Annotated in this window: 12 protein-coding genes and 1 tRNA gene; 10 read left to right on the forward strand and 3 right to left on the reverse strand. The window is 62.5% G+C overall.

The annotated features are described in order from the left end of the window. Positions 1-107: 107 nt before the first annotated feature. Positions 108-182: transfer RNA gene (locus tag RVY79_RS16050), tRNA-Lys, on the forward strand. 203 nt (positions 183-385) lie between these two features. Next, complete coding sequence (gene nadA, locus RVY79_RS16055; protein ID WP_317465451.1) at positions 386-1,417, forward strand: quinolinate synthase NadA; 1,032 nt, start codon at positions 386-388, stop codon at positions 1,415-1,417. A 36-nt stretch (positions 1,418-1,453) separates the two neighbouring features. Here the strand turns inward: nadA and nadC are convergent, their stop codons facing one another. Then, complete coding sequence (nadC, locus tag RVY79_RS16060) at positions 1,454-2,308, reverse strand: carboxylating nicotinate-nucleotide diphosphorylase (RefSeq protein ID WP_317465453.1); 855 nt, start codon at positions 2,306-2,308, stop codon at positions 1,454-1,456. 127 nt (positions 2,309-2,435) lie between these two features. On the opposite strand from nadC, the gene ampD reads away from it, so the two are divergent. From ampD to RVY79_RS16095, 7 genes are all read left to right on the forward strand, one after another. Then, entirely contained in the window at positions 2,436-3,008 is a 573-nt protein-coding gene (gene ampD / locus RVY79_RS16065) for a 1,6-anhydro-N-acetylmuramyl-L-alanine amidase AmpD (RefSeq protein WP_317465454.1), read from the forward strand. Positions 3,009-3,324: 316 nt separating this feature from the next. Continuing rightward, a complete protein-coding gene (gene aceE, locus RVY79_RS16070; RefSeq protein WP_317465455.1) occupies positions 3,325-6,015 on the forward strand; it encodes a pyruvate dehydrogenase (acetyl-transferring), homodimeric type in 2,691 nt (896 codons plus the stop codon). Between the two features lie 156 nt (positions 6,016-6,171). Beyond that, on the forward strand, positions 6,172-8,262 hold the full coding sequence (aceF, locus tag RVY79_RS16075) for a dihydrolipoyllysine-residue acetyltransferase (protein ID WP_317465456.1): 2,091 nt from the start codon (positions 6,172-6,174) through the stop codon (positions 8,260-8,262). A gap of 294 nt (positions 8,263-8,556) precedes the next feature. Continuing rightward, a complete protein-coding gene (adk, locus tag RVY79_RS16080; RefSeq protein WP_317465458.1) occupies positions 8,557-9,213 on the forward strand; it encodes an adenylate kinase in 657 nt (218 codons plus the stop codon). A 142-nt stretch (positions 9,214-9,355) separates the two neighbouring features. After that, on the forward strand, positions 9,356-10,042 hold the full coding sequence (gene tsaB, locus RVY79_RS16085; RefSeq protein ID WP_317465459.1) for a tRNA (adenosine(37)-N6)-threonylcarbamoyltransferase complex dimerization subunit type 1 TsaB: 687 nt from the start codon (positions 9,356-9,358) through the stop codon (positions 10,040-10,042). A gap of 85 nt (positions 10,043-10,127) precedes the next feature. Next, the gene (locus tag RVY79_RS16090; RefSeq protein ID WP_317465461.1) at positions 10,128-10,925 is read left to right on the forward strand and encodes an undecaprenyl-diphosphate phosphatase; all 798 of its coding nucleotides are present in this window, start codon (positions 10,128-10,130) and stop codon (positions 10,923-10,925) included. Then, positions 10,922-11,692: a class I SAM-dependent methyltransferase gene (locus RVY79_RS16095; RefSeq protein WP_317465462.1), complete on the forward strand. Its 771-nt coding sequence runs from the start codon at positions 10,922-10,924 to the stop codon at positions 11,690-11,692. The genes RVY79_RS16090 and RVY79_RS16095 overlap by 4 nt, the downstream gene beginning before the upstream one ends. A gap of 14 nt (positions 11,693-11,706) precedes the next feature. On the opposite strand, the gene plsB is transcribed toward RVY79_RS16095, so the two are convergent. Beyond that, on the reverse strand, positions 11,707-14,142 hold the full coding sequence (plsB, locus tag RVY79_RS16100; RefSeq protein ID WP_317465463.1) for a glycerol-3-phosphate 1-O-acyltransferase PlsB: 2,436 nt from the start codon (positions 14,140-14,142) through the stop codon (positions 11,707-11,709). Between the two features lie 143 nt (positions 14,143-14,285). Here plsB and RVY79_RS16105 point away from each other — a divergent pair, with 143 nt between their 5' ends. Further along, positions 14,286-15,398: a phospholipase D-like domain-containing protein gene (locus tag RVY79_RS16105; RefSeq protein WP_317465465.1), complete on the forward strand. Its 1,113-nt coding sequence runs from the start codon at positions 14,286-14,288 to the stop codon at positions 15,396-15,398. A 7-nt stretch (positions 15,399-15,405) separates the two neighbouring features. Here RVY79_RS16105 and RVY79_RS16110 read toward each other — a convergent pair whose 3' ends face one another. Then, positions 15,406-16,056 (reverse strand): YecA family protein, encoded by a 651-nt coding sequence (locus tag RVY79_RS16110; protein ID WP_317465466.1) that lies wholly within the window; start codon positions 16,054-16,056, stop codon positions 15,406-15,408. Between the last annotated feature and the right edge of the window lie 27 nt (positions 16,057-16,083).

The following is a 16,083-nucleotide window of genomic DNA, read 5'->3' on the forward strand; positions in this document are numbered from 1 at the left end:
GTCGTTAGCTCAGTGGTAGAGCAGTTGGCTTTTAACCAATTGGTCGTAGGTTCGAATCCTACACGACCCACCATTGCCGCCAAAAATTGTCTGAATTGACATATTATGGGTCGTTAGCTCAGTGGTAGAGCAGTTGGCTTTTAACCAATTGGTCGTAGGTTCGAATCCTACACGACCCACCAGCATTCAACCCCGTCTCGCATGAGGCGGGGTTTTTGCGTTCTGGGCCTCATTTTCATGGCGATATCGATGTGGCCACGATGCTGGCAAGCCGGTAGCGACGGGCAGTATCATGATATCGGGTGCGGTGTGGCCGCGAAGAGATCGCGGCGCGACGCTTCTCGTTATGCAGGGGGAGCCCCTGCCAGTCACAGTGGTAGACACGATGACGATCATGACACCGAAAGTGCCCGAAGCGGCTTCGCCGCTGGCCCGGGCGTATTCTCCGGCCGCGCCGAGTGCGCCGGAACGCGCGCAGTCCGAAACGATCAAGCGTTTGCTGCGCGAGCGCCACGCCACCTTGGTGGCACATTACTATACCGATGACGCCATTCAGCAACTGGCCGAGGAAAGTGGCGGTTGTGTGGCCGATTCCCTGGAGATGGCACGCTTCGGCGCCCAGCATTCGGCCACGACCCTGGTGGTGGCGGGGGTGCGCTTCATGGGCGAGACTGCCAAGATCCTGTCCCCCGAGAAAACCGTGTTGATGCCCACGCTGGAAGCGACTTGTTCGCTGGATGACGGCTGTCCGGCGGATGAGTTCGCGGCGTTCTGCGATGCGCATCCCGACCGCACGGTCGTGGTCTATGCCAATACCTCGGCGGCGGTCAAGGCGCGTGCGGATTGGGTGGTGACCTCGTCGATTGCGGTCGAGGTCATCGAGCATCTCCAGGCCCGCGGCGAAAAGATCCTGTGGGCGCCGGACAAGCACTTGGGGCGTTATATCCGCGAGCGTACCGGCGCCGACATGCTGCTCTGGGATGGTGCCTGCATCGTGCACGAGGAGTTCAAGGCTCAGGGCGTGCTGGATCTTCAGAAGGTCTATCCCGACGCCGCCTTGTTGGTGCATCCCGAGTCGCCGGCGGGGGTGGTCGAACTGGCCGACGTGGTGGGTTCGACCTCGCAGTTGATCAAGGCCGCGCGCGAACTCGATCAGCAACGTCTGATTGTGGCCACCGACCGGGGCATCTTCTACAAGATGCAACAGGCGGTGCCGGACAAGACGCTTTTCGAGGCGCCCACGGCGGGCAACGGCGCGACGTGTCGGAGTTGCGCGCACTGCCCGTGGATGGCGATGAACGACCTGGATCGCCTCGAGCGCGCCCTCAGTGACGGCGGTGGCGAGATTCACATCGAGGCGGCGCTGCGTCAGCAGGCCCTCAAGCCCCTGGAGCGGATGCTGGCGTTCGGCCGCTGAGCCCGCTAGGTCAACGGCAACGGCGCATGAAGACAGTCAGAGCGTTTCGGTGCGCACGACGCGCATCGATAGATCGACGGCCTTGACGTCCTTGGTCAGCGCGCCGATGGAGATGCAGTCGACACCAGTATCGGCGATATCGCGCAGCGTTGCCTCGCTGACATTGCCGGAGGCTTCCAGGCGGCTGCGCCCGGCCGTGCGTGCGACCGCCTCGCGCAGCGTCTCGAGATCGAAGTTGTCGAGCATGATGGTATCGGCTCCGGCATCCAAGGCGGCGTCCAACTCCTCGAACGTTTCGACTTCCACCTCCACCGGCAGGTCGCTGGCGATGCGGCGCGCGGCGGTGACGGCCTTGGCAATGCCACCGCAGGCGGCGATATGGTTTTCCTTGATCAGGAAGGCATCGTGTAGCCCTAGGCGGTGGTTGTGGCCACCCCCGCAGGTAACGGCGTACTTCTGTGCCAGGCGTAGGCCGGGCAGGGTCTTGCGCGTATCCAGCAACGCCACGCCGGTGTCCGCAACCTGCGCGATATAATGACGCGTGCGCGTCGCCGTTCCCGAGAGGGTCTGTAGCAGGTTGAGGGCCGCGCGCTCGCCGGTCATCAAACTGCGTGCGGGGCCTTCCAACTCGAGAAAGGTCTCATCGGTCGCCAGAGCATCGCCATCGGCGGCATGCCAATGGAGCTTGACGCTCGGGTCGAGGCGCCGGTAAAGCTCATCGACCCACGCCACCCCGCACAGCACCGCGTCCTCGCGGGCCACGACGCGCGCCCAGGCCCACTGCTTGGCGGGGATCAACTGCGCGGTGATGTCACCGGGGCCGACGTCCTCGGCCAGCAGGCGGGCGGCACTGGTACGGATATCCTCCGCAAGGGCTTCGCGATATTGCATGTCGGGCGCCTTATCTTTGATGTGCGACAATATGAGTATTATACCGGGTTCACGGCGCTTCGGTCAGGGGTACGTTGTTCATCGGGGCGCGTCCCGAAAAGCGCGTCCCGAAAAGATAGGAGCAGGCATGCGGGTCGACAATCACTGGCTTACCACGGCGCGACACGTCGTCTCGCCCAATCATAATGTGCGCCCCAAGGGTGAAGTGTCGGCATTGGTGCTGCACTCTATTAGTCTGCCGCCGGGGAGCTTCGGTGGCGATGCCATCGAGCGCTTGTTCACCAATCGTCTCGATCCCGCCGCGCACCCCTACTTTGCCACGGTTCACACCTTGCGGGTTTCGGCACATGTGCTGATCCGCCGCGACGGTGAAGCCGTACAGTTCGTGGGGTTCGACCGGCGTGCTTGGCATGCCGGTCGCTCGCGGTGGTGGGAGGGCCATCGTGAACGCCGTGAACTCAATGATTTTAGTATCGGCATCGAGCTGGAAGGCGATGAAATTCACGCCTATCGCGACGCGCAGTATCGCTGCCTGGCACGCGTGCTTGTCGCTTTGCGCGAGCGCTATCCTGTCTTGAGTGTCGAGCGGGTGACCAGCCACGCGCATATTGCGCCACTGCGCAAGACCGATCCTGGGCCGGCCTTCGACTGGGCCTATTTCCATCGCTGCCTGGAGGAGATGCCGGATGAAGCGCCATGACGTTCATTGTGCGTGTAAATTCACTACATCATGTAAACCTTTGTCTTGGGCTCGTGACTTGGTCCTGAGTGGTATGGGCAATAAGCATTTTGCAGGTCGCTTGCGACCTATCGAATTGGCAGCAGACAGCGTTTGCGGTATCGTCGTGGCCTGAATTCGTGCGTCTTGCACGCCCTGCTGTAAGGAAATTACAGAAAGTTTTCCCCGGAGACACGACCCACAGAAGGTCGCGCCCACACTGAAGAGCGCCACAGGCCCCATCGCGATGCGTAGACGGGCCATGACCGACATACAATCTTCATTCGGAGAGACGTCTATGAGTCTGGAGGCAAGAAACGATCTCGATCCGATCGAAACCACGGAATGGCTGGATTCCTTGGCCTCGGTCATCGAGCATGAGGGCGAAGAGCGCGCTCGGTACATCATGAGCCGCTTGGCGGATCGTCTGCGTCGCGATGGCTCTTCACCCCCCTTTTCCGGGACCACGCCGCATCGCAACACCATTCCGATGCATCGTGAAGCCAAGATGCCCGGTGACATGTTCATCGAGCGCAAGATTCGCTCAGCTATCCGCTGGAATGCGATGGTTCAGGTGTTGCGCGCCAACAAGAAGCATAAGGGCCTGGGCGGTCATATCGCTAGTTATCAGTCCAGTGCCACGCTTTATGAAGTGGGTTTCAATCACTTCTTCCGTGCCGACAACGGGGACCACAAGGGTGACCTGTTGTATATTCAGGGACACGTGACGCCGGGTATCTACGCGCGTTCGTTCCTGGAAGGACGCCTGACGCAGGAACAGATGGATAACTTCCGCCAGGAAGTCGACGGCGAAGCCCTGCCGTCTTACCCGCACCCGTACCTGATGCCGGATTATTGGCAGTTCCCCACGGTCTCCATGGGGCTGGGGCCGATCCAGGCGATCTATCAGGCCCACGTGATGAAGTATCTGCATTCGCGAGAGCTCGAGGACATGAAGGACCGCAAGGTCTGGGCCTTCCTCGGTGACGGCGAGTGCGACGAGCCGGAATCGCTGGGCGCACTGCATCTGGCCAGCCGCGAGAAGCTCGATAATCTGATCTTCGTCATCAACTGCAACCTGCAGCGTCTCGACGGGCCGGTGCGCGGCAACTCGCGCGTCATCGACGAGCTCGAGGGCGTCTTCCGCGGTGCCGGTTGGAACGTGATCAAGGTCGTCTGGGGCGGTCAGTGGGACCCGCTGTTCGAACAGGACACCAAGGGCATGCTGCAAAAGCGCATGGACGAGGCGGTCGACGGCGAGTACCAGAACTACAAGGCCCAGGGTGGCAAGTACACCCGCGAGCACTTCTTCGGCAAGTACGATGAAACCGCGGAGATGGTCAAGGACTACTCTGACGAGCAGATCTTCCGTCTCAATCGCGGCGGTCACGATCCGCAGAAGGTCTATGCGGCCTACCATGAAGCGGTCAACAATGCCGGCAATCGTCCTACCGTGATCCTGGCGCACACCGTCAAGGGCTATGGCATGGGCGGCGGCAGCGGCGAAGCCGACATGGAAGCCCACCAGATCAAGTCGATGGATACCGACGCGCTCAAGACGTTTCGCGATCGTTTCGGCGTGCCGATCACTGACGAGCAGATCGAAAGCGGTGACATCCCGTACTACAAGCCCGATGACGACAGCCCGGAGATGAAGTACCTGCATCTCCAGCGCGAGAAGCTCGGCGGCTTTTTGCCGGCACGCAAGAACGACTTCGAGGCACTCGAGATTCCCGGGCTCGACGACAAGATGTTCGCCAGCCAGCTCAAGGGCTCCGGCGACCGCGAAGTCTCCAGCACCATGTCTTTCGTGCGTGTGCTCAACGGCCTGGTCAAGAACAAGCAATTGGGCGCGCGCGTGGTGCCGATCATTCCCGACGAAGCGCGTACCTTCGGGATGGAAGGCATGTTCCGCCAGTTGGGGATCTACGCCGCCGAAGGGCAGAAGTACGAGCCCATGGATGCCGGCCAGATCATGTACTACCGCGAGGATAAGAAAGGCCAGATTCTCGAGGAAGGCATCACCGAAGCCGGTTCCATCTCCGCGTGGATCGCGGCGGCGACCGCTTACGCTAACCACCACCTGCCGCTGATCCCGTTCTACGTCTATTACTCGATGTTCGGCTATCAGCGCGTCGGCGACCTGATCTGGGCCGCCGGTGATTTGCAGGCGCGCGGCTTCATGATCGGCGGTACTGCTGGGCGCACGACCATCAATGGCGAGGGGCTACAGCACCAGGACGGTCACAGCCATATCCTGATGTCGACCGTGCCGTCGTGCCGTGCCTACGATCCGTGCTATGGCCACGAGGTCGCGGTGATCCTGCAGGATGGTCTGAAGCGCATGTTCCAGGACAAGGAAAACTGCTTCTACTATCTGACCGTGATGAACGAGAACTACCCGCACCCGGAAATGCCAAAGGGCAGCGAGGAGGGCATCGTTCGCGGCATGTATCTGCTTCAGGAAGGCAAGAAGGACGGTCGCAAGAAACAGCCGCGCGTGCAGCTATTGGGCAGCGGCACGATCCTGCGTGAGGTCGAAGCCGCCGCCGAGATGCTGGCGAACGAGCATGACGTCGTCGCCGATGTGTGGAGCGTGACCAGCTTCAACGAGCTGCGCCGCGAAGCGCTCGAATACGACCGGTTGCAGTTCCTCGACTACGATGAGAAGCGTGAGAAGCCGTGGGTGTCACAGCAGCTGAAAGATGTCGAGGGGCCGGTCATCGCCTCGACCGACTACATGAAGCTCTACGCCGATCAGATTCGTGCTTGGGTACCGAGTGACTTCCATGTGCTGGGGACCGATGGTTTCGGGCGTTCCGACACGCGTGAAGCGCTGCGTCGTTTCTTCGAGGTCGACCGCTATTACGTGACCATTCAGGCGCTGCGCGCGCTGGCCAACCGCGGTGAGATCGACGCCAAGGTCGTCAATGATGCCATGAAGAAATACGGCATCGACCCCGCCAAGCCCAGCCCGCTGGTGTCTTGAGCCCCGTTGATGTCATGGGCTGAAGTGTCCCATCAAGGTGCCGCTGCCGGTTAAACATGGCGGCGGCCATGGCCAGATTGCCTGGTCTGGTCGTATTGCCCGGGCGCGATGTGTTGCCGGGACGACCAGACTGCCAGATTGGAAAGGAGCGCGACCTTGAGTAGCGAAATCATCAAAGTTCCCGATATCGGCGGCAGTGACGGCGTCGAAATCATCGAGGTGGCGGTGTCCGAAGGCGATGTCATCGCCGCCGAAGACACCATGATCACGCTGGAGTCCGACAAGGCCAGCATGGACGTCCCGGCGCCCAAGGGCGGCAAAGTCGTCAAGGTGTTGGTCAAGGAAGGCGATAGTGTCTCCGAGGGCGACGATATCCTCGAGCTCGAAGCCGAAGGTGGCGGCGACGGGCAGGACGATAGCGACGCCGAGGAGTCCTCCCAGGACGATGGCAAGTCTCAGGATGACGCCAAGTCGCAGGATAAGGACGAAGCCGAGCCCGAGAAGGCGGCGCCGAAGAAGAAGTCTTCCGGCGGCGGCAAGCGCACCGTTGAAGTGAAAGTGCCGGACATCGGCGGCAGCGAAGGCGTCGAGATCATCGAGGTGTCGGTCAGTGAAGGCGATGAGGTGAGCGCGGAAGACACCTTGATCACGCTGGAATCCGACAAAGCCTCGATGGACGTACCGAGTCCCTACAGCGGCAAGCTCGTCTCGCTGGCGGTCAAGGAGGGCGACAGCGTCTCTGAGGGTGACCTGATCGGCAGCATGGAGATCGCCGACGAAGGTGACGGCGCAGACGATGATGCCGACGAAGTCCCGGCAGAAGACGACTCCGACAGTGCCGATTCGGATACGGGTGCCGAGGAGCAAGACACCGAAGATCAGACGCAAGAAGGCGGCGATGAGGGTGGCCGCAAGGAACTGCGTGTACCCGACATCGGCGGCAGCGAGAACGTGCCGATCATCGAACTGGCCATTAGCGAAGGCGACGAGATCAGCGAGGAAGACACCCTGATCACGCTGGAGTCCGACAAGGCCTCCATGGACGTGCCTAGCCCCTACAAGGGCAAGGTGGTCGAGGTGTCGGTCAAGGAAGGCGACAGCGTCTCCGAGGGTGACTTGATCGGCTATGTAGAAGTGGCTGGTAGCAAGAAGCCGGCCAAGAAAGCCGGTGCAGGCAAGAAGCCTGAGGCTGGCAAGGCGGACCAGAAGGCCGATGCCGATCAGCAAAAAGCCAGCGCTGCCAAGTCGACGCCGTCTGCCAAGCAGCCCACGGGGGAGCCGAGCCCCGAGGCACGCCACAAGCAAGGTGACGACAAGACGGCGGGCGCGCATGTGCATGCCGGCCCGGCGGTGCGCATGCTGGCGCGTGAACTGGGCGTCGATCTGGCCCAGGTGACGCCCACCGGGCCCAAGGAGCGCGTGCTGAAGGAAGACGTGCAGGGCTACGTCAAGAATGCGCTTAAGCAGCGTGCCAGCGGTGCCGGAAGCAGCGCCGCGCCGAGTGGCGGTGCGGGTATTCCGGCCGTGCCGGACATCGACTTCAGCCAGTTCGGTGAGGTCGAGGAAAAACCCATGGGTCGCCTGATGAAAGCCGGTGCGACCAACCTGCACCGCAGTTGGCTCAACGTGCCGCACGTCACGCAGTTCGACGAGGCGGACATCACCGAGCTGGAAGCCTTCCGCAAGTCGATGAAGGACGAAGCCGCCAAGCAGGATGCCAAGCTCACGCCGCTGCCGTTCATGATCAAGGCCTGCGCCTACGCCTTGCAGAAGTTCCCGCAGTTCAACGTCAGCCTGAAGAGCGACGGCGAAACGCTGGTGCAGAAGCACTACGTGCACATCGGTATCGCCGTGGACACGCCGGACGGCCTGATGGTCCCGGTGATTCGCAACGCCGATCAGAAATCGCTGATCGACCTGGCCAAAGAATCGGTCGAGCTGGCCGGCAAGGCGCAGTCGAAGAAGCTCAAGCGCGAAGAGATGCAGGGCGGCTGCTTCACTATCTCCAGCCTGGGCTCCATCGGCGGCACCGCCTTCACGCCCATCGTCAACGCCCCGGAAGTCGCCATCCTGGGTGTTTCCAAAGCGCAGACGAAGCCGGTGTGGGACGGCGCCGAGTTTGCGCCGCGGCTGATGATGCCGCTGTCGTTGTCCTACGATCATCGTGCGGTCAATGGCGCCGATGCGGCACGCTTCACGGCCTTTTTGGCCCAGGCGCTGAGCGATATTCGTCGCCTGTTGATGTGATCCAATCACATAGGTGACATTATAGAAGCGGCCTCCTCGGGGGCCGCTTTTTTATGGTGCGACAAAAAAGAGCCGGCCGTCACGCGCGCGACGAAAGTGCAATGCCTTAGGCAAGTCGCTGAAAATAGGCGCATTATAGAGTTTCGTGGATGGCTAAGGTAAGGCGGGCGTGCTTGTGCCGCTCGAGCCGTGCAGGTATCGTCATGGGCCATTCCCAAAGCGATGGCGTGTGCTTCATGGGGCATGCCATGGCCGATAACGAACACGTGATGACTCGTTCAAGGAGCACTATCGATGCGTTTGATCTTGTTGGGCGCCCCGGGCGCAGGCAAGGGCACCCAGGCCCAATTCATCTGCGAGCATTTCGACATTCCGCAGATCTCCACCGGCGACATGTTGCGTACGGCGGTCAAGGAGGAAAGCGAACTGGGACTCAAGGTCAAGGAGATCATGAGCAGCGGTGGGCTGGTGTCCGACGATATCATCATCTCGCTGGTCAAAGAGCGGATCACCCAGCCGGATTGCGCTAACGGCTTCCTGTTCGATGGCTTTCCGCGCACGATCCCCCAGGCCGACGCCATGAAAGACGCCAACGTCAAGCTGGACCACGTGCTGGAAGTCGCCGTGGACGACGAGGAAATCGTCAAGCGTCTGGCGGGGCGTCGAGTGCACCCGGGCTCGGGGCGTGTCTATCACGTCGAGTACCAGCCGCCCAAGGAAGAGGGCAAGGATGACGTGACGGGCGAAGCGATCGTGCTGCGCGACGACGATCAGGAATCGACCGTGCGCAACCGCTTGTCCGTTTACCATGAACAGACCGAGCCGCTGGTGCAGTATTACCGCGCATGGGCGCAGCAAGATCCGCAAAGCGCGCCAGCCTATCATCGTGTGGAAGGCACCGGTAGTGTCGAGGCGATCCGCCAGCAGGTGCTGACGGCGCTCGAAGGGTAATCTTCTCCCTCCCGCGCGGCGTCCCTGACGCCGCGCAATGGCGACCTGCGTCAAGCATTGCGTCGGCTAGCGCGCCGGGCATTTTGCCAATGGCCGGTGGCCCGTTTATAGTGCGGGCTCACCCGTTGCTCGATGATCGCCGATGCCCACTCTGCTGGCCTTGGATGCCTCTACTAGCGCCTGTTCCTGCGCCCTGTGGCGCGATGGCCATGTCATTTCCCGCTATCGTGACGCCCCGCGTCAACACACCCACCTCTTGATGCCAATGGTCGATGACGTGCTGGCCGAGGCAGGCGTAGGGCTCTCCGATCTCGACGCACTGGCTTACGGCCGTGGGCCGGGCTCGTTCACCGGTTTGCGAATCGCTGCCGGGACGGCGCAGGGGCTGGCCTTCGCACTCGAGTGCCCCTTGATCGGCGTATCCACCCTGGAAACTCTGGCACTCGCCGCGCATCGGCGCCTGCATGCGCGTTACGTGGTGGCGGCACTGGATGCGCGTATGAACGAGATCTATGCCGCAGCCTATCGCTGTCATGACGGCGTGCTCGAGCCGCTCATGGCGGAGGTCGTGTTGGCACCGGAGCGATTGCGCCTGCCAGCGGTCTCGCATGATGTCGATTGGGTGGGGATCGGCTCGGGCTGGACCTTGCGCGAGCGGATGCCTGTGGAGGTGCAGTCGGCGCTCGGTCAATGCTTGCGCGAGCCGCAACCGGCTGCCGAGGACATGGTCCATCTGGCTGTGCAGGCCTGGCAGTCGGGCGAGCGCCCGACGCCTGACGCAGCGGTGCCGGTGTATCTACGCAATGAAGTAGCCTGGCAGCGCGCTTAAGGCTTTCCTAAGCCGCAGAGAATAATAATGGCGTGCTTGCACGCCCGTACGCAGCGTCATGTTTTCGTTGTTTCAAGGACATCTCATGGATTGGTTGCACGTCGTTGCGCTGGCCGTCATTCAAGGCCTTACCGAATTTCTGCCGATTTCGTCATCCGCCCACCTGATTCTTCCCTCGCAGTTGTTGGGCTGGCCCGATCAGGGGCTGGCCTTCGATGTCGCGGTGCATGTCGGCTCGCTAGCTGCGGTGGTGCTGACGTTTCGCCAGGAAGTCATTCAGATATTGCGTGACTGGGTAGCGCATTGCCGTGGTGGGCCGGCGACACCGGAGAGTCGTTTGGGCTGGGCGGTGATCATCGGCACCCTGCCGGCCGTCATCATCGGTTTTCTAATGGAAAGCGTCATCGAGTCATACCTTCGCGCTTCGCTGGTGATCGCCATCACTACCTTGGTCTTCGGGCTTCTGCTGTGGTGGGCGGATGTACGTGGTAGCCGCCGGCATGCGTTGACCGCGATGTCGCTGCGCGATGCGCTGATCATCGGGCTCGCCCAGGCACTGGCATTGATTCCCGGGACGTCGCGCTCGGGAATCACGATCACGGCGGCTTTGTTGCTGGGTTTCACCCGCCAGGCCGCCGCGCGTTTCTCGTTCTTGCTGTCGATCCCGCTGATTCTCGCCGCCGGTTCGCTCAAGGGCATCGAGCTTGTCGAGGCGGGCGAAGGCGTGGCCTGGGGCACCATCATCGCGGGCACGCTGATGTCGTTCGTCGCGGCGTGGCTGTGCATCAAGCTGTTCCTGGCCGTGCTGGATCGCATCGGCATGCTGCCGTTCGTCATCTACCGCCTGATCCTGGGCGTCGTGCTGCTGGTGTGGGTGGTATGAGCGAACGGGTCATGGCCATCGGCGAGCCGGTACGCGCACTGGCAGCGCGCCTTGGGCTGCCCTGGCAACCCGAGGCGGATGCCGACACCCCCTTGTGCTTGGCCATGCGCGATGAGGGGCTAGCGCTGTCGGGCGACACGCGTCGCTATGGCGTGCCGATGCGGATCGATTTCACTGCCGGTAAAGTCGCGCACCGGCGCCGCTTCGGCGGCGGGCGTGGGCAACTGATCGCCAAGGCATGCGGGCTGGCGCATGGCGTGACGCCGAGTATCGTCGATGCCACGGCGGGGTTGGGGCGTGATGCCTTCGTGCTGGCGAGTCTCGGTGCCGAGGTGTTGCTGATCGAGCGCGTGGCGGCGATTTATGCACTGCTCGAGGATGGCGTGCGGCGTGCTCGAGCGGATGACGAGGCCGCCGAGATCGTGGCGCGCATGCGGTTGGCGAATGGCGATGCCGCGCGTGAGCTGGCGACGCTTGTAGCGCATCACGACGTCGCGCCGCAGGTAGTGCATCTCGACCCCATGTTTCCGCACCGCGACAAGAGCGCGTTGGTCAAGAAGGAGATGCGCATCTTCCGCGAACTGGCCGGCGACGATGACGATGCGCCGCGTCTGTTGGAAGCCGCCCTGGAGGTTGCCACGCACCGGGTAGTGGTCAAGCGCCCCCGCCGCGCGCCGCCGCTCGATGGCCCCGCACCCGATCACGTGCTCGAGGGCAAAACCAGTCGCTATGATCTCTATGTGCATCGCAGCCTGAAGTCTGCGTAACGCGGCCTCATGGCTCAAGACGCCTGGCGATGCACCAGTTGGGTCAGGCGGTGGCGCAGGCTGGGGTCGAAGAGCGCTTGCCCGCGACGCTGAGCGTTGTCGAGCGAGCTGTCATAGCATAGCTTGTCGTTTTCCTGCCATAACCAGCCCTGTGCCTCGAGAGTGTCGAGCAAGCCGCTGAAGAGGCGTTTGTCGAAGAACTCCGGGGCGTTGAGCCCGGAGAGCAGCGTTAAACGTTCAGCCAACTGACGGCTTTGTTCCTCCAGCGCCTCGCGGGTCAGGGTGCCGCTTCCCTCGCGCAGCAGCACGGCCAACAGCAGATAACCGCGCTCCAGAGTCGGTTGAACCAGCCGGCCCAGGAGGCGCAGATGTTCGCTGCTGGCCAGGTGCCCTGCCGGGCGCTCCCAACCGTGATCGGTCTCGATCAGCAAATCTTCCGACGCCAGCGCTGCCAGGGCGCGTTCCAGGCGTGGTGCAAAGGCCTCGTCGGGCAAGTGGAATTCATGTGCGAGCACCGGCCAGGTGGGCCCCAGCAGGGTGAGCAACTCCTCCGTATTAAAGCGGGCGTTATGCCGATATGCGAAGGCGACCAGCGCCATGTCGATGAACAGGTGCAAGACGTTGTTGCGATACCATGTCAGTAAAGTTGCCTGTTCCGGCGTGGCGAGTATCAATTCGCCGAGCGCCTGGGGACGGCGTTCGACGAACTCCAACTGAGCGGTATGGGTGATCCAGTCCCGAGGCGCGCCATCGGGCAGGGTGATGCGCCCGCCACCCGGGAGATGCCGTCTCAGGTCCACCAGTAAGCGCATATGACGCTCGAGCAGGTCGGCCTCGATGGCGTGGTGCGAATTGGCCAGAAGCCCCAGAGCGACCAGCGAGACCGGCGTGATGGCCGCTGCAGCGTTGATGCGTTGGGCCAGTGTGGCGCCCAGTGCGGGCACGGCCTGGTGCAGCCAATCGGGACGCGTTTGGCGACGGTTGTCCCGCCAGTCGGGCACCTGGCGGTCGAGAAAGCCGCTGAGCATGAGCGGCGCGCCGACATTGACCGTGACATGGCCGTGCGGCTGGCGCAGGCGACGCACGATGCGCAACAGGTCGAAGGGCGACTCCTTCTTCTTGCGCCCGCCGCGCAATTCCTTGAGATAGCTGCCGCTTTCCAGCACCTTCTCGTAGCCGACATAGACCGGTATGAAGGCGACCTCGCGGCGAGGGTCGCGGGCGAAGGAGCGTAACGTCATGGCCAGCATGCCCGGGCGCGACGCCAGCATCCGCCCGGTGCGCGAGCGTCCGCCTTCGATGAAGTACTCCAGTGGATGCCCACGCGCGATCAGGCGATGCACGTATTCGTTGAAAACCGCCGCATAGAGGCGGTTGTCGCGAAAGCTGCGGCGTAGAAAAAACGCTCCACCGCGACGTAGTAGTGCGCCGATTACTGGCATATCGAGGTTGCGGCCCGCCGCGATGTGCGGCGGCATCAGTCCCTCGCGAAACAGCACGTAGGACAACAGCAGGTAGTCGATATGGCTGCGATGGCAAGGCACGTAGATCAACTCGTGATCGCCGGCCAGCGCTTTGACGTCGTCGAGACCGTTGACGGTGACGCCGTCGTAGAGGCGATTCCAGAGCCGGCGCAGCAACTGGTAGAGGAAGCGCAGCACGGGGTACGAGGTGTTGGAAGCGATCTCGCGGCCATAGCGCCGCGCGCGGCGTGTTTCGCGTTCGAGGCTGTTGCCGCGGGCGGTGGCCGCATCAAAGATCGCCTGGCGCACTTGTGGGCTGTCGACCACGCCGCGAATCAGCGTGTTGCGGTGTGAGAGATCGGGGCCCAGTACGCGGACGCGCACACGACGAAAGTGAACGCGCAGCACGCGTGCCGTCTTGCGCTGGGCGGCCGGCAGCGGACGCGTCTCGACCATTGAGCGTAGTTGCAACGGGGCGCCGATATGCACCTGGACGTGCTTGCCGTTGACGACCATCGACAAGAGTCGGCGCAGGCGTCCGCTCCACTGCCAGCTATCCGCCGCGAGTAGTTTCCAGAAGCCGAAGTCCTTGCCCGGGGCGCGCCCCCAGAACACGCTTACCGGTACTAGCTGGATGTCCCGCTCAGGGTCGTCGGCTAGCTGTGCCAGCAAGGTGTCGAGATGCGGCGAGCGTCGTCCGTGTACCTGCGTCAGCCCGCGACTGAGCCGGGGTAGGGCGATACAAGCGGGAAGATGCGTATCGCCGAGCGCGACGCTGGCTCGGGCGCTGGGCAGGCCCTCGCGGCGTGTTATCAACTCGAGTGCCAGTCTGTCCGAAAAGGCGGGATGCGGCAGCACGTAAAGCGTGGGCCGCGTGGCATCGAGCGCGGGCCGTGGCGCTTCGACATGACGATAGTCGAGCCAACGGTCGAGCAACGCGCGACACAGGGTGCGCAGGGGAGCGAGGAGCTTGTTTGAAACAGCCATCCATTAGCCTTGAAGGGACGCGGTGTCGCAGTATAGCCAGCCGCAGCGTATAGGCCCAAGGTCGGCGCTTTTCAACGCCATCACGAACATGCGTCAATAACGTATGTTCGGGCCGTCGGCAGGCGGCAAATCGAGGAGATACCATGCGCGGACGTTGGCAAGTAGGCAACCGTTTTACCTTGTTGCCGGAAGGCAAGCGCTTTCTTCCCGCCTTGTTTTCAGCCATTGATGAGGCGCGCACCACGCTGTACCTCGAATTGTATCTGATGGAGTCGGGTACGCTTGCCACACGCGTGATCGATGCCTTATGCGCGGCGGCTGGGCGGGGTGTCACGGTGCTGGTACTGCTCGATGGCTACGGCTCGATGAAACTCGCGCATGCGGATCGCGAGCGCTTGCGCGAGAGCGGCGTGGCGCTGCGTTTCTTCAATCCACTGGCCTGGCATCAATTGGGCAAGAACCTGTCGCGCGATCACCGCAAGCTGCTGATCGTCGATGAGCAACTGGCATTCACCGGTGGTTTCGGCGCCGTCGATTCCTTCGTCGAGGCGTGGTATGAAGTCGCCGTACGTATCGAAGGACCGGTCGTCGCGGACTGGGTCGGCCTGTTCGCGCAGCTCTGGGAGTCGCCCTTGACGCGTCGCAAGGCGCCGTCGCGTCACTGGCCATCGCTGCCTCCCATCGCACCACTCACAGGCGGCATGCGTGGGCGTATGATCAGCGGGCGCGGACATCGTTACCAGGCGATCCGGTATTCGTTGCATCAGCGTATCGCCACTGCCGAGCGGCGATTGTGGCTATGCACGCCGTACTTCGTGCCGACCTTCAGCCTGCGTCGACGCCTTATCCGTGCTGCACGCCAGGGGCTAGACGTGCGGCTATTGCTGCCGGGGTCGCGCCACGATCATCCGGGCATTCGTTATGCCGGGCAGCGTTTCTACGCACGGCTCCTGCGGGCCGGGGTGCGCATCTACGAGTTCCAGCCGACTTTCATTCACGCCAAATTCGTACTGGTCGACGATTGGACGTCGATCGGCTCGTGCAATTTCGACCACTGGAGCTTGCAGTGGAACCTGGAGGCCAACCAGGAAGTCGAGGACAGCCGTTTTGCCAGCGACGTGGCGGCCCTATTCGAACGCAACTTCGCCACCAGCGAAGAAATCCATTGGGCGCAATGGCAGCGGCGCCCGTGGATGCAACGCTGCCGTGAGTGGATCTTTGGCACCCTCAACGGCTGGATGACGCGGCTGCGTTGAGTCTCTTCTAGCGGCGCCTCTTGCCTCCCGGGTGTCCGGCGGGTTTCTTCTTGCGTGGTGTGGGCTTGGGTTTTTCCTCGGGGACGCGGTAATGCAGATAGAGGTCCAGGACCAGCTCGGGCAGTTGCTTGACGAGTGCCTCGGCCCGGGTGCTGTCGGCGATCAACTCGTGCATGTCGGGTTCGTCGTCGAATAGCCCCGACAATGCCATGAAGGGCAGCAATAGTTCGGCGACTCGGGCTTCGTCGTGTTCGAACCAGGCGACTTCATTGAGAAACACGCCTTCCATGAAGCCCGTGCACCAATCGCCGATGGGCGTTTCTGCCGGGGCGATTCCGCCCAGCTCGAGATCGAACGGCAATTCGGGTAGATGACCGTGCTCAAGGGCTTCGATGGCGTTTTGCTTGAGTGTCTCGCAGAGGCCGAGGATCTGCTCGCGCTGCGTGGCGTCGGTGAACTGGGGCTCGCCATGGAACAATTCGGCGACCCAAGTCGTGGCCGGCGTTTCGATCGGCGCGATCGCCAGCGCGACGAGGAAGCCGTGCGTGCCGATCAAGTCGAGCGCTTCGGGGTCGACCTGGTCGGATTCCATAAAATCGTCGAGGGTCTCGAGCGCTGCGTCGTCGAGCAGTGGCATGGGGGGCGACGTCTCGGACATGATGGGCCTCTTGCAGGGAGCGGTCGG

The sequence above is a fragment of the Chromohalobacter sp. HP20-39 genome (assembly GCF_033052815.1).
Taxonomy (GTDB): domain Bacteria; phylum Pseudomonadota; class Gammaproteobacteria; order Pseudomonadales; family Halomonadaceae; genus Chromohalobacter.

What these genes read in the sequence shown, in the direction of transcription:
- nadA (WP_317465451.1), top strand. Translation starts at nt 386, where the DNA reads ATGACGATCATGACACCGAAAGTGCCCGAAGCGGCTTCGCCGCTGGCC.
- nadC (WP_317465453.1), bottom strand. Translation starts at nt 2,308, where the DNA reads ATGCAATATCGCGAAGCCCTTGCGGAGGATATCCGTACCAGTGCCGCC.
- ampD (WP_317465454.1), top strand. Translation starts at nt 2,436, where the DNA reads ATGCGGGTCGACAATCACTGGCTTACCACGGCGCGACACGTCGTCTCG.
- aceE (WP_317465455.1), top strand. Translation starts at nt 3,325, where the DNA reads ATGAGTCTGGAGGCAAGAAACGATCTCGATCCGATCGAAACCACGGAA.
- adk (WP_317465458.1), top strand. Translation starts at nt 8,557, where the DNA reads ATGCGTTTGATCTTGTTGGGCGCCCCGGGCGCAGGCAAGGGCACCCAG.
- tsaB (WP_317465459.1), top strand. Translation starts at nt 9,356, where the DNA reads ATGCCCACTCTGCTGGCCTTGGATGCCTCTACTAGCGCCTGTTCCTGC.
- RVY79_RS16090 (WP_317465461.1), top strand. Translation starts at nt 10,128, where the DNA reads ATGGATTGGTTGCACGTCGTTGCGCTGGCCGTCATTCAAGGCCTTACC.
- RVY79_RS16095 (WP_317465462.1), top strand. Translation starts at nt 10,922, where the DNA reads ATGAGCGAACGGGTCATGGCCATCGGCGAGCCGGTACGCGCACTGGCA.
- plsB (WP_317465463.1), bottom strand. Translation starts at nt 14,142, where the DNA reads ATGGCTGTTTCAAACAAGCTCCTCGCTCCCCTGCGCACCCTGTGTCGC.
- RVY79_RS16105 (WP_317465465.1), top strand. Translation starts at nt 14,286, where the DNA reads ATGCGCGGACGTTGGCAAGTAGGCAACCGTTTTACCTTGTTGCCGGAA.
- RVY79_RS16110 (WP_317465466.1), bottom strand. Translation starts at nt 16,056, where the DNA reads ATGTCCGAGACGTCGCCCCCCATGCCACTGCTCGACGACGCAGCGCTC.